This is a genomic window from Pontibacillus salicampi, assembly GCF_042434395.1.
GTDB classification, from domain to species: domain Bacteria; phylum Bacillota; class Bacilli; order Bacillales; family BH030062; genus Pontibacillus; species Pontibacillus salicampi.
In genome coordinates this window covers 383,506-406,785 of sequence record NZ_JBHLTP010000003.1, presented here as the reverse complement: position 1 = coordinate 406,785, position 23,280 = coordinate 383,506, and the positions used below count along the sequence as shown (strand labels likewise).

Here is a 23,280-nt window from a genome sequence, read left to right as displayed (position 1 = left end):
CTCCTTTATTTTCTCGGCATTACCGAGATGCGATGTGTAGGCACATCCAAGCTTCTAGATACTGCTTCTTTTATTGATTGCTGGATTTTCATATGATCTGCTCCTTTAGCAACTACCAGAACTCCTCTTACTTGAGGTTTTTCTGTTTTAATTAGGATTGGAGCCTCCTGATCCCCTTGCCTAGCAAGGACAACTTGTTTATCCTCTGTTACGTCTTCAATTTTTCTCTCTCCACCGCTCTTATCTGTTTCTTCTGTGGTTTGGGTACCGACGGTGGTGTTCTTTTCATACACTTTCACTTCGGTAGATTCCAGATTGACCATGACGTCTACCTCTGACACCCCTTGCATGCTATCAAGTAATTTTTCGAGCTCCTTCTCGTAATAGTCTTCCTTTTGGGAGAGAGAGCTCGTTTCTGCTTTATCTTTTTGAAGGAACGTTTCTTGGTCTGTTGCCTCGTCTTGTGTGGAGGGCTGCGTTACATCGGTAGGCTGTTGTTCTTCTTGACGTCCTCCAGGATTGAACATGTCACTTACAATAAGGATTAATAACCCAAATAAGGCAACAAGGATAACATAGGCCATTTTGGTAGGCTTATTTCCATCTTCTGACTTAAGTTTAAGTAATGATGTAAGCTTCTGTAATAGATTCTTTTTCATTAAACCCCTCCTTCCCACTGTAACGTTATTTTATCTTCAGGTATTTCCCATACCTCAGCGAGAAATGGTTTGACCGGGTGGGAAGTGTCAGGTTCGGGCTTCTTATCATTCTGGGAAGATTCCAAATTAATTTGGATTTGCTCTATTTCATCTCCCTGACGATCCATCGGCTCACTCGCTTCATTGGACAATACCACAGTGAGCTGTTCTAGAGTTTCAAGAGTAAGTTCTTCTTCAGATGCAAACTGGAAGGAAAAGTCTAGAATTTCGGCTTCATATTCATTCATCAGCTCCTCCTTCGCTTCCTTTTTTAGTTGGACAGCCATCTGTTCTAAAATATATGCACGTTGCGAGGCTTGTATTTCATTTTTCTTCACATCTATTAAATTTTCCATTTCTTCTACTTCAGATTGTTGATTCCATCCGTTTATTTCTTTAGAGAAAAAACGCTTCATATCTACCTCAAACAAATCAAAAATAGGTTGCATGAAGACTAGGATAAGTAACAAACCAACTACTAGCTTGATATATTTCCGGAGAGAAGAGTTGGGTAACAGAAGGTCTGTTACTAATGCTAATAAAAGAAAGAGTATGACCTGTGTAACCCAATTCATAATATAATCCAAATTACTCCCCCCTTTACCGAATCATCATAGTTAGGTTACTTGCAGCTACCAGGATCACAATCGCTAGGAAAAACATAAAGGTTACTACTAACAAAGCAGCAAAAACATAAAGGATATGCTTGCTTATGATCTCCATTGAACTAATTACCGGGCCGCCGCCTACAGGCTGAAGAATGGCAGCTGCTATTTTATATATAAGTGCCACAGCTAACACCTTGATAGCTGGAAATAATGCAAGCGCTAAGATAATTAGTACTCCGACCAGTCCGACTGTATTTTTCAATAACAAGGACGCACTCAGTACAGTGTCAGTAGCATCGGTAAACATTCTGCCTACGACAGGTACAAAGTTGCCGGTTACGAATTTTGCTGTTTTCATGGCGACACCATCCTGTATGGCAGATGTCGCTCCTTGAACTGAAATTACCCCTAAAAATATTGTCAAGAACACACCCATGATTCCCATCCCTGCATTTCTAAGAAGCTGGGCCAGCTGGGTAACTTTATATTCCTCATTTATTGTACTTACGATGCCCAGCAAAGCAGACAAGAAGAATAACGGCAAAACAACGGTTGATATTAATATACCGCTAGTGTTTATTAGAAAAATAATAACGGGGTGAAAAAAGGAAACGCTCATTAAATTTCCAAAGGTAGCCATGAGACCAAGCATTAATGGGAGCAGGGCAATCATAAAGCTACTCATCATTTCAATGGCATCCTTGGCGTAGGTGACTGCTAAATGAAAACTATTCAAGGCTAGTACAATGAGAACCATATAAATAATGGCATAAGCCACTTTACTAACCGCCTGATTTTCAAATGCGTTTTGCAATGACTGCAGAATCATACAGAACAAGGTGAGGAATAGTAAAGTTCCTAACAGCTTTCCGTTCATGAGGAACTCATAAAATAAATATCGCGCCAAACCTGTAAGCCATTCCTTGATAGATACAGAGTCTCGATGCTGCATAAACTCCAGAAATGTTCCTTTCCGAACCTCCGGTAAATACCCACCATACTCATCTACTACCTTTGTCCAGTACCCTTCGATTTCTGAAAACGATATATTCGATAAATTCGTGCTTGTCCATTCTGTTCCAGATGTCTGTGCATGCGTCAGTATATCAGGGAGGAAGATGAATGGAAGCATTACGAGAACAAGGAGCCAAACTTTATTTGTTCTACTCATGCCTCTTTCCGAAACTCCTTCCTTACAATTCTTAGGCTGGGATGAAACCAAGAATTGTTTCAATCACTGCCGTTAAGATGGGAACAGCTAGCACGAGGATAAATACCTTCCCTGCAAGCTCGATTTTGGATGCAACGCTGCCTAACCCAGCATCTCTCGTGATTTGTGCACCAAATTCGGCAATGTAAGCTATACCAATGATTTTAAGAATTGTCTCTACATACATTCCATTTACGTTTGCTTTTTGAGCTATATATTCTAATAATGAAAAGACCTGAGCAATTTGCTGTATCAACACAAGAAAGATGACAATACCTGTGAATAAAATGACGAAAAAGGCAACGGATGCTTTTTGATCTTTTAATACAACGACAATTAGACTGGCGACCAACGCAAAGGATACAATTTGAAAGATCTCCATTCCGACACCTTCCTGCTACTGAAATAAAAATACTGATTTGATTTGCTGAAATAAGTCTGCCAGATTGTCCATGACAATAAACAACACAATGATGAATCCAACTAGCGTTGCCCAATGAGCAATATCTTCTTTGCCCATCTGCTTTAATACCGTATGAATCATAGCAATAACGATGCCAATTCCTGCAATTTGAAATAAAATATATGCATCCCCAAGCATTCCTTGTGCCCCTTTCCTTCCTTCATTAAATAAGGCTCTACCCGTGTAAATAGTTCAAACAAATACGTTAGTAGGATAATAGGAACCAAGAATACTCACCCTTTCAGGCGATAAAATTAAATCCCTTGGCTATCCCTTAATGAATCAGCTGTGACTCTTATACCTTTCCCACCAATCCACCTGTACTAAGAGCTGCCTCTACCATAGCTAAATAAACAACAAAATGATTAATAATCCAGTTAAGAATCCTAAGCTTTTCACCATATTACTGTACCGCTGCTGCTGTTCCTGTGATTCCTCAAGCTCTCGCTCTAAATGAGACAACGCTAGCCGAATATGCTTCTGCTGTCCTGCGAAATCATGTTGACCTAACGTCTGGCCAAACTGTCTCATAATTTCCTTCTCGCCTTCTCCAAGAGAGCTCATTGCCCAATAATGATTTAATTTTTCTTCCCACACATCATATAAAGAGGCACTTGGCTGTTTTAATGCATCACTGAATTCCTTAAAAAACCAAGACATTGGGGCAGGGATTTGCTGGGATACTTTCTCACAGGCTACTGTAACGGGAGACTGTCCATACAAAATCTCTGCTTCTAGCACCTGCATTGCGTTTTTCAATTGGCGTATTTGCTTGGGTCTTTCGGTTAGGCGTCTCGCAAATTCAAACCCTCCCCACGTTGTAGCGCACAGTAGGATTATGGCGCCGATCCATTTCATCATCGATGCACCTCTTTTTATCTGAAATAGGTTGTCCCTGATGGTCTAGAATATGATGCTTAAACCCATTTGTATGCCACCCGCCAAGGACGATATATCGTTGAAACACGTTTTGTTGAAACAAGGGGCGGAGAGAGGGGCGTCTCGCAATTTGTTCATAGCTTTCTCCATGAACAGTAGATATCACCATCACCCCTGCATATACTGCCTCCATTAATGCCTTTACATCTTCCTCACTCCCTATTTCGTCCACCACTAGCACCTCTGGAGACATAGAACGAATCATCATCATCATTCCTTCTGCCTTTGGACAGGCATCCATCACATCTGTCCTAAACCCCAATTGATGCTGGGGCACCCCTTGAATACTTCCGGCTATTTCAGAACGCTCATCAATAATGGCTACTTTTTGCGCTGGATGTTTTGGAGTCCCTTCGCTAATAATTCTGGCTAAATCCCTTAGTAGTGTCGTTTTTCCTGTTTGAGGAGGGCCTATAAGAAGTGTATTAACATAATGATTTGGATATAATCTTGCAATGACATCGTTTGCAATGCCTATCTTTTCTCTGGCAATACGTATATTGAAGGAAGTGACGTGCCGAATGGCCTTCACATTGCCGTTCTCTGTGTTGACCTTCCCTGCTAATCCTACTCTATGTCCACCAGCGATCGTTATATAGCCTTCTCGCAATTCATCTTCTAAACGATAGATTGAATAGTCCCCTAATTGATTCAATACATGCTGACTATCCGACTGGCTTGGAATAATGTGAGGTAAGACCTTGTGTTCTCTGTTAAATACTAATTCCAGCGGTCTAGCAACTCTAAAACGGATTTCCTGCAGAGCTGACCACTCTTGTAGAGTTAATAGATTTAATTGCTGTTGAATAGACGAAGGCAAAATTCGGAGTATTTCCTCCACATACTTCCCTCCTTACACTTACATGCTTTTACTGTAATTTATGCCAGCTTGACCAATTTATGACCTGAAATGATAGAAGATAGGATGGGTTAGAAGAAATGGAAAGGAAACCTGCGGAAATCTCTGATAAAGAACTAGTCAGAATCAGCATGAGGCGATGAATGGGGAAGTGATAAGTAATTTGAATTCGATATATTGTATTAAAAAGAATTAGTAGTGTTTATGGGAGGACCTGCAGGTTTGTAAGTGAAAATACCTTCTGAACAATCTTTATCAAAAAAAACGCATACCCCAGAGGGATATGCGTTTCATTCTATTTAATGTAATTGCTTATTTATTGGAGCGTGATACATATTTCCCGTCACCAGTGCTAACGATGATTTTTTCTCCCTCATTAATAAAGAAAGGTACTTGTACTGTTAGACCTGTTTCTAATGTTGCCGGCTTTGTTCCACCACTTGCCGTATCACCTTTAATACCAGGCTCTGTTTCAGTTACTACAAGCTCTACGTTATTTGGCAGCTCTACACCAATCGTTTCTCCCTGATAGAATTGGATATTTAATTCCATATTCTCCTTCAGGAAATTTAACTCGTCTTGAATTTGATTCGTACGAAGTTCTACTTGCTCGAAAGTATCACTGTCCATAAAGGTATGCACATCATCTGCAGAATAAAGGTACTGCATTTTGCTGTTTTCAATATGAGCTCTGTTTACTTTCTCGCCTGCACGAAATGTTTTTTCCTGGATTGCTCCCGTACGGAGGTTACGCAGCTTGGAACGAACAAATGCTGCTCCTTTTCCTGGCTTAACGTGCTGGAATTCAACTACTTGCCAAATTCCGTTATCTACTTCAACCGTTAATCCCGTCTTAAAATCGTTTACTGAAATCATCTGATGTCCTCCTTAGTATAGCAATTAAGACGCCTTTCTATCAGGCTATCTTAAAGCTTAATGAGTTCTTTCGTGGATGTAGACAATCGTTCATTTCCATGTTCTGTTATGACCGTATCATCTTCTATACGACAACCACCAACATCTGGAACATATATGCCTGGCTCAACGGTTACAACCATGCCCGGCTTTAATGTTTCCTGTGAGCGGAAGGATAAGCCCGGTCCTTCATGCACATCTAGACCAATACCATGTCCTGTGGAGTGTCCAAAATAGGAACCGTATCCTTTTTCTTTTATAAAGTCTCTAGTTAGATCATCTGCTTCTTTAGCTGTTATACCTGCTTTTAATCCTTCCATTCCACGGAGCTGTGCCTGTAAAACAGTGTCATAAATAGTGTGAAGCTCATCGCTTATTTCACCAACAGCTACCGTACGCGTAATGTCAGAGCAGTATCCTTTATAAAGCGCACCAAAATCCAGCGTAACAAGTTCTCCTGACTGAATTACTTTATCAGATGCTACGCCATGTGGTAAAGCAGACCGATAACCAGAAGCCACAATTATATCAAAGGAAGAGGAGGTAGCTCCTTGCCTGCGCATGAAAAACTCCAGCTCATTTGACACTTCTATTTCTTTCACACCAGGTTTTATGTAGTTGAGAATATGTTCAAATGCCTTGTCTGCTATTTCAGCAGCTTCCTTTAATATCTTAATCTCATCTTCTGTCTTTATCAAGCGCAATTTTTCTATCTGACCACCTGTTGGTACGAATTCCGATTCCAGCACTCTTTGATAGGTTTCGAATTCAGCATAGGTTAAATGCTGTTTCTCAAAACCAAGGCGTTTGATCTCAAGCTCTTTAGCAATGCTTGCTACCTCTTCCTGAATCGGACCGGTATGCTGAACAATCTCATATTCGCTCACTTGCTCTGCAGCCTGCTTCGTATATCGGAAGTCTGTGATCAATATCGCTTTTTCCTTTGTGATGAAAACGACTCCAGCTGTTCCGGTAAAATTCGTCATATACCGACGGTTTTTACCATCTGTAATTAGTAAACCATCCAGGTTTTCCTTTTCTAACGCTTCTCTAATTCTTTGTATTTTCCCCATGCTTCTCCTCCTTATAAATATGGTCCAATAGCGCTTGTGCAGCTAATGAGTATCCCAATGAACCTAGCCCTACAATTTGACCAAATGATACCGGTGCTAACAAAGAGGTATGACGGAATGACTCCCGTTTATGTACATTAGAAATATGCACCTCAATCATTGGCAGCCCTACACCGGCGATAGCATCACGCAATGCTACACTGGTATGGGTGTACGCCCCAGGATTAAAAATAATACCACTCGCCGTGTTCATAGCCTCGTGAATAGCGTCTACCAGTGCTCCTTCGTGATTCGATTGATACGCTTTCACTGTCACACCATGTGGGTCACAAACAGATTGAACTTGCCGCTCAATATCCTGTAATGTGACTGTCCCATAAACACTAGGTTCTCGTGTTCCTAATAAATTTAAATTGGGACCATTAAGTAATAGTATTTCCTTCATACTTCCTCTCCTACTGTCATTCTGTGTTTATGCATTACAAAAAATATTCCGACACTTTCTTAGCATAACACAATCATTTTTCTTTAGGATACTAATTTCCACCTTTAGTCCTGCTTTCCCTTTGTTCATATTCATTATATTCATAAGAAATGGAATACCCGATAAAAGTTCCATATAAAATATATAAACACAGAGTAGTTACAATGGTATTACTGTCCATGTCTACAACAGAGGGTACTGCAGTAAAGATTGGATTAAGGACATAAAAAATAACTCCCCATAACGCTACTCCAAACAATATGGAGGGCATTAATCCTTTCCTTTTCCGCAGCAAACCAAAAAACAGCAAGGCTGTTCCAATAGACAGAATGCCAACCCCTATAATACCGATTAGTTCTGCCAAGAAGCCACCCGTCCAATCCGTTTGCAGCCAGGAGCGTACGATAAAGGAAGCCGCAGATACACTACTAAAGCTAATATAATACGTTATTGCTCCTATAAAACTCCATAACAGACCACCTATAAGACCCGTTAATACTGCTCTCGTAAGGGCTGACATCGGCTTCTCTTCTTTGTTCTGCTCTAATTGTTTACTTTGAAATTGTTGCTCTTGTTCTCCCATTTCCATCACCTCTATTTTGGTAGCATAGCCCAAAATGATAAATATCATGCTTTTTACCTTGAGGACTAGAGGATATCTCCATTTTCTAGTAAAATAGAGATTACAAAGCAATAACCAAACATCATAGGATGGTGGAGATATGAGCGAATCAAAACAAAACGTGTACGGCGGGCAGGCGGTTGTGGAAGGCGTGATGTTCGCAGGGCAATCCAGCTATGTTACAGCCGTTAGACGTAATGATGAATCCATTGAATATTTTGAACTAGAACGGAAAGACTCTAAAATAGCAAAGCGTTTAAAAAAAATACCATTCTTACGGGGGCTTGTTGCATTGGTTCAAGCTAGTGCGAATGGAACGAAACACCTCAATTTCTCAACAGAGCGGTATGATGTAAATCCAGAAGATGATGACACCATCCAAAAAGAAGAAGATACTTCAAAGCTGGCCATGATTCTAGGTGTAGGAGCTGTCGGTGTTCTATCTTTTATTTTCGGAAAGGTTATCTTCACTTTAACTCCAGCATTGATAGCAGAATTCTTTCGAGGAATAGTACCTGGAGAAACGGGGCAAGTACTACTGGAAGGATTGTTCAAATTTATCTTCCTACTTACTTACATCTATCTTATTTCACTCACACCATTAATTAAACGAGTATTCCAGTACCACGGTGCTGAACACAAAGTGATTAATGCATATGAAAATGGATATGATCTAACAGTAGACAATGTTCAGAAGAATTCCAGACTACATTACAGATGTGGCTCTAGCTTTATTTTGTTCACTGTTTTTGTTGGTATTTTAGTTTACTTGCTACCATTCATCGCAACAGAGCCGCTATGGTGGAGAATGGTCAATCGCTTGCTGCTATTACCCTTTGTCATTATGATTTCATTTGAAGTACTTCAGCTCACCAATAAGGTTCGTCACGTACCTGGATTAAAGCTATTAGGCTACCCTGGATTGTGGCTGCAGCTGCTTACCACGAAGGAACCTAAAGACGATCAGGTTGACGTTGCAATTCATTCTTTCAAAAAAGTACTAGAAAATGATAAAAAAGCAGCTAAAAGTGGTATACAAGGTAGTAAGGTAATCTCGTAACGGGATGTACATGCAGAAGGGAGGAAAACCTATTGTTTCAAAAGTTTGCAAAACCTCTTTTTTATACTATTATCAGCTTAGCGATTATTGGTATAGCATATAGACTATTTACAGATACCCAAGGCTTTTTTAAGCAAGTATTGTTCACAGTGGGATTTGCTGCTCTCATTATCGGAGTGGTTTACTTCTTTATCAATAGGCGTTCAGGTGGTCAATCAAATGAAATGAAGCGCTATCGAAAAGCAGTCCGTCAATCCAAGCAGAAATATGGAAAGACGAATTCCTCTAGCATTGCAAAAAAAGTAAAGCCTTCTACCCTTAAGCAAAAAGTTACATCTAATAAGTCGAGTAAATCCAAAGGGCGTAAAGATGTGCCTCATCTTCGCGTCATTGAAGGAAGCAAAAATAAAAAGAAAGATCGGGCATCCCTTTAGCAGATGCTCGATCTTTTTTTGATATAAAGGAAATGGCAAAGCACTGGCTTTTCCTATGGAAGCCAGCTTCTTAAAAATAAGTCCGCTTGTATCTCACCTAGTGTAATCAACTTCTGCTTTTGCTCATCTGACATATCAAAATCCGTCGTATCAACATCCTCCACTGGAATGAAAATAATGTCCACCGCTTCCGCCTTTGATATATGCCTCGCATCGTGCGCCTTCTTCATCGTACTAAAGAGAGCCTGGAACATCTCTATGGCATTCTTAATTTTTCGAGGTGGAATGTTATCTGTCGAGGTGCTTAGCTTCATGCCTAATATAGGGCGTATTCTTCTTTCGTTTGGGGAGGTAAAAACCCAGATAGGAAAATTACTCAGCAGTCCTCCATCTACCATTACACTCTTCACCGTACTCTTCCCCTGCAATCGTTCTGGAATAAAAAAATAAGGAAGGCCTGCGCTAATACGTACTGCTTTGGCGACAGAAAAATGATTTGGGTCAATTCCATACAGCCTTTCTAAATCGTCTGGGATGACTACCATTCGACCAAGGGTTAAATCCGATGCTATCACTTTGAGAGAACCTTCGGGCAGATCCTTAAAGGTATAAATATTTTGTTTGCCTAACTCCTCATAAATCCAATCCTCCAGCTTCTGACCTTTATTGATTCCTAAACGAAAATATAAGGAAAGCCATTTGGAGAAAGGAAACCAGTTTCCCATCATAGGAGGATCTAACAGCTTATCTAATTGGAGCGTATCAAAGAAGTTCCTAATTTGAGCACTGCTATAACCAGCTGCTATAAATGCCGCTATAATTGCACCTGCGGATGTTCCTGCTACACGATCAAACTTATACCCCTTCTCCTCGACCACTTTAAGGGCTCCAATGAAGGCAATTGCTTTAACACCACCGCCGGAAAACACACCATCAATGTTCACTCTCATCCCCCCTTGCCCACGTGCTTACCATTATCTATAGTGTAGGGAATAAGGAATTAGAACTGGTGGATAAGCCCTATTTAAACACAAAAAAATAACAGCCGATAAACAGCTGCTATTCCTCTATTTGTTCTTCTTGTTCTTCATTTTTTTGCTGTACTGCACGTAGCTGTTGAACACATTGTGGATTTTCCTCGAAGAATTGAACTAAGTCTCCAATACGATCTATGGAGTTCCAGCTTAAATGATGCTCTATTCCTTCTACATCATTATAGATATTCTCCTTGTTGACTCCTATAGTTTGGAGAAACTGTTCTAACAATTCATGTCGGTACACCAAGCGTTTACCGATTTTCTTCCCTTTAGCTGTCAGAATTAGTCCTCGATATTTTTCATAATTTAAGTATTGGTCTTTATCTAGTTTTTGTACCATTTTTGTCACAGATGAAGGATGGACTTCCAGGTTCTCAGCAATGTCGGATACTCTTGCGTACCCTTTATCTTCAATCAACATATATATTTGTTCAATATAATCTTCCATACTTGGTGTTGGCATGATAATCCTCCAATTCTGCCGTCCGATAATTCCTTAACTGTTAAAATGATACACTAGTTTAGACGGACTGACAAGATTTCTTAAGTAAAGTAAGAAATCTTACTCTTTGGAAAAAATTCATCCACATACTCTTGCATAACTTGTTTTATTTCCTCTTGTTGTTCTGTTGGATATACGTACTTTCCGATTCCATACCGGCCCCATTTATATTTACGCTGGTCCTCATCCATTTCTAACTTTGATTTAGGGTATCGCTGCAAAATGACTCGCTTTGCGGGCTTCGTAAAACGGTGCTGAATTAACTCAAACGTTAAATCTTCCTCGTCTACAGCACTTCCCTTCAATTGCTCATGGAGATTTTTAAACAATTGATAATAGCCTTCTTTCCAATCGTCCCCATAAATATAAATAGGAGCAACGATAAAGCCAAGCGGATAACCGGCATCTGCTACTTTTCGTGCAGCTTCCAGTCGTTTGTCTAGGGAAGAGGTGCCAGGTTCAAAATTCTTAATCACATAATCAGCATTGATAGAAAACCGAAATCGTGTATGTCCATTATGCTTAGCGTCTAGTAGATGATCGACATGATGATATTTCGTTACAAATCTGAGACGACCTTTTTCTTGTTGCCCCATGAATTCAATGGTTTTCTTTAATGAATGCGTTAAATGGTCAATGCCGACAATATCGGAGGTACATGCTGCTTCAAAGCGGGTAGGTTCGTCCCGCTCTGCAATATATTCTAAAGCTTGATTGAATATATCATCCAAATTCACATACGTTCGGATATACGGTTTTTTACCTAGAGTAGTCTGTAAATAACAATAGTGACAATGTCCCATACAACCTGTTGCTAGAGGGATAGCGTATTCAGCTGATGGTTTGGAAGTATCGAATTTCAATGTTTTGCGAACACCAATAACAAATGTATTTTTCGCATTGGCATATTGTCGAAGCTCATTGTCACCAGGAATACCACGTACCTGGTTGTGTGAGGTTGTTTCTCTAATTTCTATGCCTTCATCCTTAAATTTCTGATACAGCTCCTGAGCCAGCGGATACTCCATAGCGCGCGGCTCTATATAAACCAATTTCGGTGTAAATGGCTTCATGCAACATCACTCCTTTTAGGAGTAGTATGGGCAATCACTTCAGCTTTTCCTCTGGTAATGTCTGCATATGGTACTTAGAGGTAAAGGGCTTATGCACAAAAAAGCCTAGAGAAACCCCTTGGCATCTCTAGACTTCCATTCATTATAATCCACACTTCAACTGAGCACCACAGTTGGTACACGTATTACATCCTCCAGCATCTTGAATCTTCCCTTCTCGACAAACTGGACACGTGTTTCCTACCTCTGACCCAATGGTTACATCGGTTTTATCTAACTCATGGACTGTATCCATTAGAACAACACGAGGCTCTTCCTTCTCAAACAGCTCCTGCTGTTCTTCTAGTTGATTATCCTCTGCCTTTAACGTTAATACCTGTGCATCGCGACTTCCGTCCACATAAACGGTTCCGCCTTTTGCACCTCCCCTGTATAGACGCTGGTACACCTGCTCAACCTGCTCAACGGTGTAGCCTTTTGGAGCATTTACAGTCTTCGAAATAGAGCTGTCGACCCAGCGTTGAATAACGCATTGCGTATCAGCATGTGCTTCCGGAGAGAGCGTCATAGCTGTTACAAACCATTCAGGTAAATCTTCCGGATCCTGTTCAGGATGCTTGTCTAGATACTCTTGCACGATATCCGCTTTTACTTCAATGAATTTCCCTAGTCTCCCGCTTCTGAAATAAGAGAAGGAGAAGTATGGCTCGAGACCAGTGGATACGCCAACCATTGTTCCAGTAGATCCAGTTGGAGCTACTGTTAATAGGTGAGAGTTGCGTATTCCGTGATCGAGTATTCCTTGACGGATATCTGCTGGCATCCCTTCCATGTAACCTGTATCAATAAAGTTCTGACGAAGTGTGCGTGTTTCTTCCTCTGTTTCCCCTACTAAGAACGGGAAGCTGCCTTTTTCTTTAGCAAGTTCAATGGAAGCACGATAAGCAGTAGTTGCTATTGTTTCAAAAATCTCGTCAACTAACCGATTCCCTTCTTCAGACCCATAAGGTGTTTCTGTATATATCAATAGGTCGTGCAAGCCCATTACACCAAGACCCACGCGACGTTCTCCCAATGCTTGCTTTTTGTTTTCCTCCAGGAAGTATGGAGTTGCATCGATAACATTATCCTGCATACGAACGCCTGTTTTCACAGTTGCCTTAAGTTTTTCGTAGTCTACTTCCTTTGCCTCTTTATCCGCAAAGGAGGCAAGGTTTACCGCCGCCAGGTTACATACAGAGAATGGTGCTAATGGCTGTTCCCCACAAGGGTTTGTTGCTACAACCTTCTGTCCATAGCTTGTAGCATTCGTTTTCTCGTTAGCATTGTCAATAAAGAAAATGCCTGGCTCTGCAGAATAGGTTGCACAAATGTTAATTAAATCCCAAAGGGCACTCGCTTTCATCTTACGGTGTGTTTTCACGTTGTAGCCCATTGCTTTCCATTCACGAACATCCCCAACCTCATGCCACTTTTCGTTATATACCTGCATGTCTTCTGGAGAATAATTCTCTACATCTGGGAATCGAAGTTCATGGAAACTACCGTTCTCAACTGCTTCCATAAAATCATTCGTTAAACAAACAGAAATGTTGGCTCCTGTAAGGAATTCTGAATTGTGAACAGAATAGCTTCCGCCTTCCCGAAGCTTTTCCTCCGCTTCAGCGATTGCTTTATTCGTAAATCCACCTTGTCCTTCAATGGTTTTGTAGTTGACTATTCCTTGATATAAATCCCGTTCTGTTTCGGTAAGAGGTGTGAATTTCAATTTCGCCTCTGCCTTACGCTTAATTTCTTCATCCTCTGTTGTCTGTATCAGGAAACGAAGAATGCGTGGATTTTGCATTTTAGAAATAATAAATTCAATAATATCTGGGTGCCAATCTGCCAGCATAATCATTTGGGCTCCTCGTCTGGAGCCTCCCTGTTCTACAAGGTGAGTTAACTTTGCAATGTCATCCAACCACGATACAGAACCAGATGATTTGCCGTTTACACCTCTTGCCAGCGCATTACGGGGACGAAGTGTTGAACCGTTTGTTCCTACTCCCCCTCCTCGGGACATGATTTCCATTACCTGCTTGCGGTGATCGGAAATACCTTCTCTGGAATCTTGAACGAATGGCATTACATAGCAATTAAAATACGTAACATCTGTGTTAGCACCAGCACCATAGAGAACACGTCCGGCTGGGATAAAGTTCAGCTGAGATAGCTCCTCATAGAAATGCTGAAACCATTGCTGCTTTTTCTCTTCATCCGTTTCCACTTCAGCTAGCCCCGTTGCATTACGAAGAGCGATTTGCTCATAGAACACCTCTAATGGCTTATCAATTATATCTAAGGAGCGATTAATGATGCCTGTTTCCACTTCTTCCGGATTATCGAGTACGTTTACAAACTCAGGTTCTATCTTGACTGTAGCTCGGGAAGCTTCCCAATCTACTGTTTGAATATATCCAAGACCTCTGGCTGGGAACTTAGGATCTTCTTTTATGGTAAGAACGACGAAATCACCACTAGAAAGTGTTACTTTTTCGGTATCTTTAAATGCATATCGATCTAGCATTACTAAGCGTGATACCCCAGAATGGGTAATCTTCATATCTTCTGTAACGGGGTGAACTTGAGGGAACATCCCAATATCTTTGTTTAGTCGGTCCATATCTAACTGTTTCATGGTTTCATCCACGGCTTGCATCGACTCATCTCTCCTCTACCGTATATAGTCCGTTGAGTTTATGTATCTGTGTTGTAATGGATAGTATGAATGCTCAACTTTTACTATATATAACTTATCATAGAGACTAGCTTCTTTTCAATATATTGTGTTCGACATATTTATTTTACACTATATATTGTGTTTTTGAACAAAGGTGTCGCTATTTGTCAATTAAGAAAATCGGCGAAAATCAATGAAAATGGGAGAGAATTTGATGCTGGGTGTTCAAATTGGAATACATTACACTTTTTTTATATTTGCATGTTCAGCCAGAATGTTCCTTCTGATAATAGCGAAGACATTCTTCTTTCAGCAGATTTAAAAAATCTAAGTCATACGTTATAATGAAGAATGGTACAAGCATCATCCACGGGATGAAAAAAACTTTGAAAGTTGTTACACACAACACTATAATTAAGAAAGATGATAGAGAGATAGGGGGAAAAACAATGTGGTTTCTGTTAATTGCAGCTGCATTAATTATCGGCTATGCCGTAATCAGATATGTAAATCAGCGACGCTATCTTACTACGCTTACATCCGAACAATTTCGTGAAGGGTATCGGAAGGCTCAGCTTATAGATGTACGAGAGCCTAATGAATTTAAAGGTGGACACATCCTAGGCGCTCGTAATATTCCGGTTACGCAATTAAAGCAACGCTTACAAGAAGTTCGGAAAGACAAGCCTGTATATTTATATTGTCAGAACCAGGCTCGTTCTGCACGTGCAGCAAACATTTTGCGTAAAAATGGCTATCAGGATCTAAATCAGCTTCAGGGTGGCTTTAAAAAATGGGATGGCAAAATTAAATCAAGCTAAAAAAAACTCCTGACCACTCTTTGGTCAGGAGTCTTTGCTTTAGGTCATCCTATTTCTTACCATGACGGAGCACTGGCTTTCTTGCTGCTGTCGTTTCATCCATACGACTAACAACCGTCGTATGAGGGGCTTCCTGAACCATCTCCGGATTTTCTTCCGCTTCCTTTGCTATACTTCTCATCGCATCTATAAATTCATCTAGCGTTTCTTTCGCTTCCGTTTCGGTAGGCTCTACCATTAGGGCTTCTTCGACATTAATAGGGAAATAGATTGTTGGCGGATGATACCCGAAATCCAGCAAGCGTTTCGCCATATCCAGTGTCCTTACCCCTAATTTCTTCTGTTTCTTACCAGATAGTACAAATTCATGCTTACAATGCTGCGTAAATGGCAAGTCAAAATGCTTCTCTAGCTCCCTCATCATATAATTAGCATTGAGTACAGCATATTCACTTACTTGTCTTAACCCTTCAGGGCCCATCGTCCGGATATACGTATATGCACGGACATTTATACCAAAATTACCGAAATACGGCTTGACCCTTCCAATTGAATCAGGACGATCCTCTTCAAACACATACACGTTCTCTTCTTTTTTCAATATTGGCTTTGGCAGGAACGGCTCTAATTCTTCAGTTACTCCAACAGGTCCAGATCCAGGTCCGCCTCCACCGTGAGGACCGGTAAACGTTTTATGCAAGTTCAAATGTACAACGTCAAATCCCATGTCTCCCGGTCTGGCATAGCCAAGTATGGCGTTTAAATTAGCCCCATCATAGTACAGTTTTCCACCAGCTTCATGAACAATGGTTGCCATTTCCTGAATATGCTCTTCAAATAAACCAAGTGTGTTTGGATTAGTAAGCATCAAGGCTGCTGTGTGCTCATCCACTACTCGTCTTAAGTCCTCCAAATCTACTAACCCTCGTTCATTGGATTTTACAGTAATGGCTTCAAACCCGGCGACAGTAGCGGATGCAGGGTTTGTACCATGAGCAGAATCAGGAACAATTACTTTGGTACGGTGGTAATCGCCATTTTTCTCATGCAAGGCCCGAATCATCATTAAACCCGTCCATTCTCCATGGGCTCCTGCTGCTGGCTGGAGTGTTACCGTATGCATTCCTGTTATAATTTCTAATGAGGACTGTAGGTCATACATTAACTCTAGAGCACCTTGTACCGTTTCCGGCTGCTGTAATGGATGAATGTGACTAAATCCAGGCATCCTGGCAACATCTTCATTTATCTTTGGATTGTATTTCATTGTACACGAGCCAAGTGGATAAAAGCCGGAATCGACTCCATGATTTCGCTTAGATAGTGCAGTATAGTGACGCATTATTTGTAATTCACTTACCTCAGGAAGATCTGCATCTTCCGTTCTTACATAAGCATCCTCTATCTCTATATCCACTTCTGGAACATCTAGCTCAGGTAAGCTATATCCAACGCGGCCTGGTTGACTTCTTTCAAAGATAACTGGAAAATCCTCATTAAACATGAACATCCCTCAATTCTGTAACAAAGCTATCTATTTCTTGTTTGCTTCGTAATTCCGTAATAGCTACCAGCATACAGCCTTCCAATTGACTAGAAACAAGTCCTAAATCAAAGCCTCCGATAAAGCCTTTTTGCTGGAGGATGCGGTTAATATGGGTAACAGAATGCTTGCAATCCACTACTATTTCATTAAAGAACGGTCCAGTAAATCTCATCTCAAAGCCAGCTGCTTGCAATGTTTTATATGCATAGCGAGCTTTCTGCATATTCTGATAGGCCATTTCCTTTAAGCCTTGTTTACCAAGTGCTGTTAGAGCCACTGACGTAGCAAGTGCATTTAACGCTTGATTAGAACATATATTAGATGTAGCTTTATCTCGACGAATGTGCTGCTCTCTTGCTTGTAAGGTTAGTACAAACCCTCTTCTGCCTTCCTCATCCTTAGTTTGGCCTACGAGACGGCCAGGTACTTTTCTCATCAATTTACCTGTAGTAGCAAAATACCCGCAATGTGGTCCACCGAATTGTCCAGGGATGCCAAACACCTGGGTGTCCCCTACGACGATATCAGCACCGAAATCTCCTGGTGGTGCAAGATACCCAAGTGACAATGGATTACTAGATACGATAAACATTGTTTTATTCTGGTTGTGAAGCAGGGTCTGTACTTCTTTTAACGGTTCGATTTGTCCGTAGAAATTTGGATACGAGATAACCACACTAGCTGTATCCTCCAGCTCTTGTTCTAATGCAGCTAAATCTGTGAGCCCGTCCTTTTCATCAATTTCAATGACTTGGAGTCCTTGCCCTTTAGCATACGTATGAATAACCTCGATGGACTGTGGATGGGTTGTCTTGGAAACTAGAATTTTCTTACGTTTCGTATGACCCGCACTTAAGGTAACTGCTTCCGCTAGCGCTGTTCCTCCGTCATACATAGAAGAATTTGATACTTCCATTCCTGTAAGCTCTGAAATCATCGTTTGAAATTCAAAGATGGCTTGCAGCTCTCCTTGTGAAATCTCAGGCTGATATGGAGTGTAGGCAGTATAAAACTCTGAACGAGATAGAACATGATTCACGATGGACGGTATGTAATGATCATATACACCCGCCCCTAAAAAAGACACATTTTGCTTCGTATTGCTATTCTTTTCAGCCAAAGCGGCTAACTCATTCCACAATTCTGGTTCACTTGGCGCTTTCTTCAATGGTAGCTGCTGCCTGTATCTTATTTCTTCCGGAATATCTGCAAATAACTCCTCGGTAGAAGTAACACCAATAGACGAAAGCATTGCTTCTTTATCCTGATCTGTCATTGGTAAATATCTGTAGGTCATTCTTCTTATCCCCCTTCGTCATTACGACCGCTTGTATAGCGGTGTAGGCACTACTTTTGCCCGTAATGTCCTCTTTCTAATTTGCACGTTCACCTCTTGCCCTACCTCAGTGTAATGCGTTTCGAGTATAGCTAGACCAACCTTCTTATCCAATGTAGGTGAGTGAGTCCCAGTAGTAACAAACCCAACCTCTTCCTCTTCCACTAATACTGGATATCCATAACGGGGGATACCTTTCTCCAGCATCTCAATACCGACCAATTTCCTTGCTGGACCATGCTCTTTTTGATGCTTTAATACTTCTTTCCCAATAAAATCTGCTGCCTTATTTGTTTTAACTGCAAAGGATAGACCAGCCTCTATCGGGGTTATGTCGGCACTAAGCTCTTGCCCATACAACGCCAAATTAGCTTCAAACCGGAGGGTATCTCGAGCTCCCAGCCCAATTGGCTGTACTCCTTTAGCTTCTCCTGCTTTTAGGATGGATTGCCATAACGGCTGTCCCCCTTGAGGGGATAGGTAGATTTCAAAGCCATCCTCGCCCGTGTAGCCAGTTCTCGATACAATAGCAGGATAATCTATACCTTTAAAATAGACATGCTGCTTAAATCGGAAGAACTTAATTTCAGACAAGTCTTCTTCTGTTAATGTCTGTAAGATGTCTTCTGCTTCAGGGCCTTGTAAAGCCAATTGGACATAATCTTCTGACCGGTCGCCTACCACTACATTCTCTGTAGCGTGCTTTTGAAGCCATGTAAAGTCTTTCTCAGTGTTCGCAGCATTGACGACTAACAGGTACTCATTCTCTTTTAACTTGTACACGAGAAGGTCATCTACTGTTCCTCCATTCTCGTAACACATAATGGTATATTGAGCACGATTTGGGGTTAGTTTCGATACATCATTGGTGAGCATTTTTTGTAAAAACGCTTCGCTGTCAGGTCCAGTAACGAGGATCTCCCCCATGTGGGATACATCAAACAATCCTGCCTTATTACGAGTTGCATGATGCTCTTCCATGATAGAAGTAAACTGAACAGGCATTTCCCAGCCACCAAAATCTACCGTTTTGGCACCTGCCTTCGTAAATTCTGGATACAAGGGTGTTCTTTTTAAATGAGACATATACTACCTCCTGCGATTTGTTCTATCTGTAGTATGACTAGCATCACAATTTTCTGAAAATAATCCATAAAAAAACAGGGAAGCACTAAAAAGTGTCATTCCCTGTCCATGCACCAGAAAGTTTCGCAGTCATACGGAACATTTAAATCGATAACTGTTTTCTTCTTGGGTGGTCTGATTTCTATCAGACGCTCTCCAGAGCTGCGTCCTACAAGAGTCTTTTTGCCTGAGAGATTCGTAATGATAACTTGCTCCTTCGGCGCTGCATCATAGTGCAGTCTCTCCCCTTGTAATCATTCGCAATTATGAAAATGTAAAAAATAGGGCAACCTATTTCATATATACAGTAAAAATGTAAACAATAATTAAAAATTGTGTGAATGTACTGTCATTATATCATAGCAATTTGACGGTGTGTACCTATAAAACAAGGCATGTTTTTTTCCTGATTATGTATGAAGCCCATACCATTCCCGAAAGTAGTAGATTACTTATGACAAGAGGTGAACCCCATGACAAATGAGATACGCTGGAATACCACTCTAGATGAAAAGCTGGAATCAGACCTTCTATCGGATGGTCCTTTCTGTTCTTTTGAATTATTTAAGATGGCTTATGAAACGTCTAAAAAGCTAGCAACGCCTGACTTCAAGGGACTCCACTCGCCTCAATACTTACCTCAAATTGAATTTCTGCCTCACCAAATAAAAAGCGCTCAGACCGTGATTGAACAAATGAACGGCCGAGCTATTCTGGCAGACGAGGTAGGATTAGGAAAGACAATAGAAGCTGGATTAATTTTGAAGGAGTATATGATAAGAGGGCTAGTGAAAAAAGTGCTCATTCTAGCACCAGCTTCCCTAGTAAATCAGTGGGTTGGAGAGATGAATCAGAAATTTTATATACCTGCAGCTGCCCAAAGAAAGACACATATATGGGATTATGAGGTTGTTGTATCTTCCATAGATACAGCAAAACGTGCTCCACATCGGGAGATCATTTTAGATACGGAATATGACATGATTATTATTGATGAAGCTCACAAACTGAAAAATCATAAAACAAAAAACTATGAATTTGTTCAGCAGCTTAAGAAAAAGTATTGTCTGCTATTGACTGCTACACCTGTACAAAATCACTTAGTGGATATCTTTAATCTCGTATCTATACTAAAACCGGGACATCTAGGAAATTACGAAGACTTCACCAAGCAATTTGGAAAAAATAGAAATCAATTATCCAACGATGAACATCTAAAATCCCTCGTCAAAAAAGTTATGATCCGACATCGCAGGGAAGAAACTGGTGTCGATTGGACAAAACGCCACGTAGAAACTATTTCTCTCGAATTTTCAAAAGAAGAACAAGAAGCATATGATTTCCTATCCCGAATTACAAGTGGAGGTTTTGCATTTGCTAACATTACACTACTGAGAGAATTATGCTCAAGTCGCGAAGCATGCTTTCTATCTATTCAGAACATGCTAAAGAATGAGGACATTCACCCTGAACGGGCTGAACAATTAAAAGAGATGGTTCACTACATTGAACAAATGCCGCATCATTCCAAAGCTAAGAAAGTAGTGGAATTCCTATCGAACGCCAAGAAGGACGAAAAATTTATCATATTTACAGAATACCGCGCTACCCAATATTATTTGCAGTGGTATTTACAACAGCACGGAATAACCTCTGTACCTTTCCGAGGCGGATTTAAAAGAAGCAAAAAAGACTGGATGAGACACCTGTTCCAAACTCAAGCTCAAGTCCTTATTGCTACTGAAGCAGGCGGAGAAGGAATTAATCTGCAATTTTGCAGTAACATCATAAACTACGATCTACCTTGGAATCCTATGCGGTTAGAGCAGCGTATTGGCCGTGTGCATCGATTTGGACAAAAGGAAGATGTCCATATTTATAACTTCGCCGTACAACATACGATAGAAGACCATGTATTGTCCCTTTTATATGAAAAAATTAACTTATTCCAAAGAGTAGTTGGTAATCTAGATGCCATATTAGAGAAATTACATTTAAATGATATGGAAAGCGAAATTCAATCCATAATTTCCAAAGCGAGCTCACCTGGAGAGATGAAGGTACAGTTAGAAAACCTATCTTCTGTCATCTCCTATGCTCAGGACCAGGAGGTACAAGATGGAACAAGCGGAGCTTCATAACTTTTTAACGAATTATTTTATCGCTAACAATTGCGACATAATATGTAACCAAAACGGGGTTATAGAAGTACAATTGACAGAAGAGATGGATGAAATACTAATGAATCGCCCATTCTATTGGAACTATGTAAAAAGAGTGGGTGGTAAAGGAATACCGATGAAGGCAACATTTATTACGAACCCTGCTCGAAAGGAAGAAAAGGGGGAGTGGCTGCACTTTGGATCTCCCCGCTTGCACCAAATGTTTCAAACCTTAAAGAGCAAAGGGCATATAACGAAGCAGTTCGAACAAGTTAAAGGAACTGCTCAAACCCCGCTAGCTCCCTGGCTTTGTCTAAATGTGGCAATCCACTATCAAGGCAATCAGAAAAAGAATGATATACGATCCATTGGTATTCATCTAATTAACGGTGCTATCGTTCCTTCCTTTATGGAAAGAGTAGAACATGTACAGCTCTCTTCCACTATTGAGGATTATTGCTTCAAGCTTAGTCCAATTATACGGGTTGGAAGTGCTTTGAAAAGGCTAGAACAATACTTGCATCAAGTTATTCAACAAACGGATTTGTCTTGGGTGCAAGAAGCTCATCAAAAGATGGAAGAAGAGAAAGAGTTACTTGATTATTTTTATCGGCAGCACATGTCCGATGAATATCTCGAAGAAGAGGAAGAAGCTACAAGACAAACAGCACGTCAACAATATAAGGATGAACTTCACCATTTAGAAAATAGATTTCATCCCACCATTTCTTTGGAAGTGATCAATACCGGCTTATTTTATATAAGTCAGACAACAAGTACAGAAATGATGCACACCAACGAAAAGAAGGCCCGGATACACTAGTATCACGGGCTTTCTCGACGTATGATGTTATCGTTTTTTGAATAACGTCTTAAGTGCAAAAGGAAGCATACCAAACATTTTGTAGCTGACAGGCTCTTTATACTCCTGTTTTGTCCTTTTGCGCTCCTTCTTCTCATCTTGCGGCATGTCCATATAACGAACAATTTCCTGTGTCATAAACTTCACATAATCATTTGTAGACAATGCACTCACCTCTTGCTGAGCGTTTATGATTAGTATGTCCGCCTGACTAGGATTTCATAAGTAAGCTGTTTATTTTTTCTACAATTGCTTCCACGTCCATGTCATCGGTTTGGATAACGTAATCAGCCCATTCCTTATAGCGAGGCAGTCTTTTTTCATATAATGCTTTTCGCTTCTCCAAGTCCTGATTCCATAGGGGCCGCGTTTCATCCTCTTTTAATCGATCCACAATCGTTTCAAATGCTGTATGTAGATATATAATTATGCCGTTTTGGTTCATTATAACCTTGTTTTGAGGGCGTTCAACAATACCTCCCCCGGTTGAGATAACAGCATCCTTCATTGCCGCTCGTTCTAAAGCTGACGTTTCTTTCACACGAAAACCAGCTTCTCCTTCCCGGTTGAAAATGGCAGGGATAGTTTCCTGATTTACTTCTTCTACCAACTTGTCACTATCTAAACTTGGCTTATTTATCTGTTTTGCTAACGCTTCACCTATACTTGACTTACCGCTTCCCATAAACCCAATAAGAAAAATGGTTTTCATTACAGTTCTCCTCTCTT

General features: G+C 40.6%; 25 protein-coding genes and 1 riboswitch. Of the genes, 5 read left to right on the top strand and 20 right to left on the bottom strand.

Translation table 11 applies throughout. The features are described 5' to 3' along the window. Window positions 1-5 precede the first annotated feature (5 nt). The 11 genes from spoIIIAG to ACFFGV_RS03460 form a co-directional block, all read right to left on the bottom strand. Entirely contained in the window at window positions 6-659 is a 654-nt protein-coding gene (gene spoIIIAG / locus ACFFGV_RS03510) for a stage III sporulation protein AG (protein WP_377345177.1), read from the bottom strand. Next, window positions 659-1,285, bottom strand: a complete 627-nt coding sequence (gene spoIIIAF, locus ACFFGV_RS03505) for a stage III sporulation protein AF (RefSeq protein ID WP_377345176.1) — start codon at window positions 1,283-1,285, stop codon at window positions 659-661. Before spoIIIAF ends, spoIIIAG begins: the two co-directional genes overlap by 1 nt. 13 nt (window positions 1,286-1,298) lie before the next feature. Further along, window positions 1,299-2,477 carry a stage III sporulation protein AE gene (gene spoIIIAE, locus ACFFGV_RS03500; protein WP_377345175.1) on the bottom strand — a complete coding sequence of 393 codons (1,179 nt, stop codon included), beginning with the start codon at window positions 2,475-2,477 and terminating at the stop codon, window positions 1,299-1,301. A gap of 31 nt (window positions 2,478-2,508) precedes the next feature. Continuing rightward, window positions 2,509-2,898, bottom strand: coding sequence for a stage III sporulation protein AD (gene spoIIIAD / locus ACFFGV_RS03495; protein WP_377345174.1), 390 nt, complete (start codon window positions 2,896-2,898; stop codon window positions 2,509-2,511). Window positions 2,899-2,913: 15 nt separating this feature from the next. After that, complete coding sequence (gene spoIIIAC, locus ACFFGV_RS03490; protein WP_377345173.1) at window positions 2,914-3,117, bottom strand: stage III sporulation protein AC; 204 nt, start codon at window positions 3,115-3,117, stop codon at window positions 2,914-2,916. A 207-nt stretch (window positions 3,118-3,324) separates the two neighbouring features. Then, on the bottom strand, window positions 3,325-3,837 hold the full coding sequence (gene spoIIIAB, locus ACFFGV_RS03485; protein WP_377345850.1) for a stage III sporulation protein SpoIIIAB: 513 nt from the start codon (window positions 3,835-3,837) through the stop codon (window positions 3,325-3,327). Then, complete coding sequence (gene spoIIIAA, locus ACFFGV_RS03480) at window positions 3,782-4,759, bottom strand: stage III sporulation protein AA (RefSeq protein WP_377345172.1); 978 nt, start codon at window positions 4,757-4,759, stop codon at window positions 3,782-3,784. Before spoIIIAA ends, spoIIIAB begins: the two co-directional genes overlap by 56 nt. A gap of 330 nt (window positions 4,760-5,089) precedes the next feature. Beyond that, window positions 5,090-5,653 carry an elongation factor P gene (gene efp, locus ACFFGV_RS03475; RefSeq protein WP_377345171.1) on the bottom strand — a complete coding sequence of 188 codons (564 nt, stop codon included), beginning with the start codon at window positions 5,651-5,653 and terminating at the stop codon, window positions 5,090-5,092. Window positions 5,654-5,703: 50 nt separating this feature from the next. Beyond that, window positions 5,704-6,765 carry a M24 family metallopeptidase gene (locus ACFFGV_RS03470; RefSeq protein ID WP_377345170.1) on the bottom strand — a complete coding sequence of 354 codons (1,062 nt, stop codon included), beginning with the start codon at window positions 6,763-6,765 and terminating at the stop codon, window positions 5,704-5,706. Then, window positions 6,743-7,210 carry a type II 3-dehydroquinate dehydratase gene (aroQ, locus tag ACFFGV_RS03465; RefSeq protein ID WP_377345169.1) on the bottom strand — a complete coding sequence of 156 codons (468 nt, stop codon included), beginning with the start codon at window positions 7,208-7,210 and terminating at the stop codon, window positions 6,743-6,745. The genes ACFFGV_RS03470 and aroQ overlap by 23 nt, the downstream gene beginning before the upstream one ends. A 91-nt stretch (window positions 7,211-7,301) precedes the next feature. After that, complete coding sequence (locus ACFFGV_RS03460; RefSeq protein WP_377345168.1) at window positions 7,302-7,880, bottom strand: YqhR family membrane protein; 579 nt, start codon at window positions 7,878-7,880, stop codon at window positions 7,302-7,304. Between the two features lie 91 nt (window positions 7,881-7,971). Between ACFFGV_RS03460 and ACFFGV_RS03455 the strand changes: the two genes are divergently transcribed. Together ACFFGV_RS03455 and ACFFGV_RS03450 are read left to right on the top strand one after the other, a co-directional pair. Beyond that, window positions 7,972-8,931 (top strand): DUF1385 domain-containing protein, encoded by a 960-nt coding sequence (locus tag ACFFGV_RS03455; protein WP_377345167.1) that lies wholly within the window; start codon window positions 7,972-7,974, stop codon window positions 8,929-8,931. 32 nt (window positions 8,932-8,963) lie between these two features. Beyond that, window positions 8,964-9,365: an SA1362 family protein gene (locus ACFFGV_RS03450; protein ID WP_377345166.1), complete on the top strand. Its 402-nt coding sequence runs from the start codon at window positions 8,964-8,966 to the stop codon at window positions 9,363-9,365. 53 nt (window positions 9,366-9,418) lie between these two features. Here the strand turns inward: ACFFGV_RS03450 and ACFFGV_RS03445 are convergent, their stop codons facing one another. From ACFFGV_RS03445 to ACFFGV_RS03430, 4 genes are all read right to left on the bottom strand, one after another. Next, the gene (locus tag ACFFGV_RS03445; protein WP_377345165.1) at window positions 9,419-10,309 is read right to left on the bottom strand and encodes a patatin-like phospholipase family protein; all 891 of its coding nucleotides are present in this window, start codon (window positions 10,307-10,309) and stop codon (window positions 9,419-9,421) included. 115 nt (window positions 10,310-10,424) lie between these two features. Continuing rightward, on the bottom strand, window positions 10,425-10,865 hold the full coding sequence (gene mntR / locus ACFFGV_RS03440; RefSeq protein WP_377345164.1) for a transcriptional regulator MntR: 441 nt from the start codon (window positions 10,863-10,865) through the stop codon (window positions 10,425-10,427). An 80-nt stretch (window positions 10,866-10,945) separates the two neighbouring features. After that, the gene (gene splB, locus ACFFGV_RS03435; RefSeq protein ID WP_377345163.1) at window positions 10,946-11,977 is read right to left on the bottom strand and encodes a spore photoproduct lyase; all 1,032 of its coding nucleotides are present in this window, start codon (window positions 11,975-11,977) and stop codon (window positions 10,946-10,948) included. 142 nt (window positions 11,978-12,119) lie between these two features. Further along, window positions 12,120-14,678 carry a vitamin B12-dependent ribonucleotide reductase gene (locus ACFFGV_RS03430; protein ID WP_377345162.1) on the bottom strand — a complete coding sequence of 853 codons (2,559 nt, stop codon included), beginning with the start codon at window positions 14,676-14,678 and terminating at the stop codon, window positions 12,120-12,122. Between the two features lie 470 nt (window positions 14,679-15,148). Here ACFFGV_RS03430 and ACFFGV_RS03425 point away from each other — a divergent pair, with 470 nt between their 5' ends. Then, window positions 15,149-15,520 carry a rhodanese-like domain-containing protein gene (locus ACFFGV_RS03425; RefSeq protein WP_377345161.1) on the top strand — a complete coding sequence of 124 codons (372 nt, stop codon included), beginning with the start codon at window positions 15,149-15,151 and terminating at the stop codon, window positions 15,518-15,520. A gap of 49 nt (window positions 15,521-15,569) precedes the next feature. On the opposite strand, the gene gcvPB is transcribed toward ACFFGV_RS03425, so the two are convergent. Genes gcvPB through gcvT form a run of 3 tightly spaced genes read right to left on the bottom strand, consistent with a single transcriptional unit; the run spans window position 15,570 to window position 19,488 of the window. Then, window positions 15,570-17,024, bottom strand: coding sequence for an aminomethyl-transferring glycine dehydrogenase subunit GcvPB (gcvPB, locus tag ACFFGV_RS03420; RefSeq protein ID WP_377345160.1), 1,455 nt, complete (start codon window positions 17,022-17,024; stop codon window positions 15,570-15,572). Next, window positions 17,017-18,363: an aminomethyl-transferring glycine dehydrogenase subunit GcvPA gene (gene gcvPA, locus ACFFGV_RS03415; RefSeq protein WP_377345159.1), complete on the bottom strand. Its 1,347-nt coding sequence runs from the start codon at window positions 18,361-18,363 to the stop codon at window positions 17,017-17,019. Before gcvPA ends, gcvPB begins: the two co-directional genes overlap by 8 nt. A gap of 21 nt (window positions 18,364-18,384) precedes the next feature. Next, entirely contained in the window at window positions 18,385-19,488 is a 1,104-nt protein-coding gene (gene gcvT / locus ACFFGV_RS03410; protein WP_377345158.1) for a glycine cleavage system aminomethyltransferase GcvT, read from the bottom strand. A gap of 204 nt (window positions 19,489-19,692) precedes the next feature. Next, window positions 19,693-19,785, bottom strand: a riboswitch (glycine riboswitch). Between the two features lie 215 nt (window positions 19,786-20,000). On the opposite strand from gcvT, the gene ACFFGV_RS03405 reads away from it, so the two are divergent. Both ACFFGV_RS03405 and ACFFGV_RS03400 read left to right on the top strand, forming a co-directional pair. Continuing rightward, entirely contained in the window at window positions 20,001-21,668 is a 1,668-nt protein-coding gene (locus ACFFGV_RS03405; protein ID WP_377345157.1) for a DEAD/DEAH box helicase, read from the top strand. Further along, complete coding sequence (locus tag ACFFGV_RS03400) at window positions 21,646-22,512, top strand: YqhG family protein (protein ID WP_377345156.1); 867 nt, start codon at window positions 21,646-21,648, stop codon at window positions 22,510-22,512. Before ACFFGV_RS03405 ends, ACFFGV_RS03400 begins: the two co-directional genes overlap by 23 nt. Window positions 22,513-22,539: 27 nt before the next feature. Here the strand turns inward: ACFFGV_RS03400 and ACFFGV_RS03395 are convergent, their stop codons facing one another. Continuing rightward, entirely contained in the window at window positions 22,540-22,716 is a 177-nt protein-coding gene (locus tag ACFFGV_RS03395) for a YqzE family protein (protein ID WP_377345155.1), read from the bottom strand. Between the two features lie 46 nt (window positions 22,717-22,762). Beyond that, window positions 22,763-23,263, bottom strand: a complete 501-nt coding sequence (locus tag ACFFGV_RS03390; protein WP_377345154.1) for a shikimate kinase — start codon at window positions 23,261-23,263, stop codon at window positions 22,763-22,765. Window positions 23,264-23,280: the final 17 nt, after the last annotated feature.

Bases quoted from the DNA above. Each gene is read 5' to 3' on its own strand.
- gcvPA (WP_377345159.1), bottom strand. From the start codon at position 18,363: ATGACCTACAGATATTTACCAATGACAGATCAGGATAAAGAAGCAATG.
- ACFFGV_RS03460 (WP_377345168.1), bottom strand. From the start codon at position 7,880: ATGATATTTATCATTTTGGGCTATGCTACCAAAATAGAGGTGATGGAA.
- splB (WP_377345163.1), bottom strand. From the start codon at position 11,977: ATGAAGCCATTTACACCGAAATTGGTTTATATAGAGCCGCGCGCTATG.
- ACFFGV_RS03470 (WP_377345170.1), bottom strand. From the start codon at position 6,765: ATGGGGAAAATACAAAGAATTAGAGAAGCGTTAGAAAAGGAAAACCTG.
- ACFFGV_RS03400 (WP_377345156.1), top strand. From the start codon at position 21,646: ATGGAACAAGCGGAGCTTCATAACTTTTTAACGAATTATTTTATCGCT.
- gcvPB (WP_377345160.1), bottom strand. From the start codon at position 17,024: ATGTTTAATGAGGATTTTCCAGTTATCTTTGAAAGAAGTCAACCAGGC.
- spoIIIAD (WP_377345174.1), bottom strand. From the start codon at position 2,898: ATGGAGATCTTTCAAATTGTATCCTTTGCGTTGGTCGCCAGTCTAATT.
- ACFFGV_RS03455 (WP_377345167.1), top strand. From the start codon at position 7,972: ATGAGCGAATCAAAACAAAACGTGTACGGCGGGCAGGCGGTTGTGGAA.
- gcvT (WP_377345158.1), bottom strand. From the start codon at position 19,488: ATGTCTCATTTAAAAAGAACACCCTTGTATCCAGAATTTACGAAGGCA.
- spoIIIAC (WP_377345173.1), bottom strand. From the start codon at position 3,117: ATGCTTGGGGATGCATATATTTTATTTCAAATTGCAGGAATTGGCATC.
- spoIIIAB (WP_377345850.1), bottom strand. From the start codon at position 3,837: ATGAAATGGATCGGCGCCATAATCCTACTGTGCGCTACAACGTGGGGA.
- ACFFGV_RS03425 (WP_377345161.1), top strand. From the start codon at position 15,149: ATGTGGTTTCTGTTAATTGCAGCTGCATTAATTATCGGCTATGCCGTA.
- efp (WP_377345171.1), bottom strand. From the start codon at position 5,653: ATGATTTCAGTAAACGATTTTAAGACGGGATTAACGGTTGAAGTAGAT.
- ACFFGV_RS03405 (WP_377345157.1), top strand. From the start codon at position 20,001: ATGACAAATGAGATACGCTGGAATACCACTCTAGATGAAAAGCTGGAA.
- spoIIIAE (WP_377345175.1), bottom strand. From the start codon at position 2,477: ATGAGTAGAACAAATAAAGTTTGGCTCCTTGTTCTCGTAATGCTTCCA.
- ACFFGV_RS03430 (WP_377345162.1), bottom strand. From the start codon at position 14,678: ATGCAAGCCGTGGATGAAACCATGAAACAGTTAGATATGGACCGACTA.
- aroQ (WP_377345169.1), bottom strand. From the start codon at position 7,210: ATGAAGGAAATACTATTACTTAATGGTCCCAATTTAAATTTATTAGGA.
- mntR (WP_377345164.1), bottom strand. From the start codon at position 10,865: ATGCCAACACCAAGTATGGAAGATTATATTGAACAAATATATATGTTG.
- ACFFGV_RS03390 (WP_377345154.1), bottom strand. From the start codon at position 23,263: ATGAAAACCATTTTTCTTATTGGGTTTATGGGAAGCGGTAAGTCAAGT.
- spoIIIAG (WP_377345177.1), bottom strand. From the start codon at position 659: ATGAAAAAGAATCTATTACAGAAGCTTACATCATTACTTAAACTTAAG.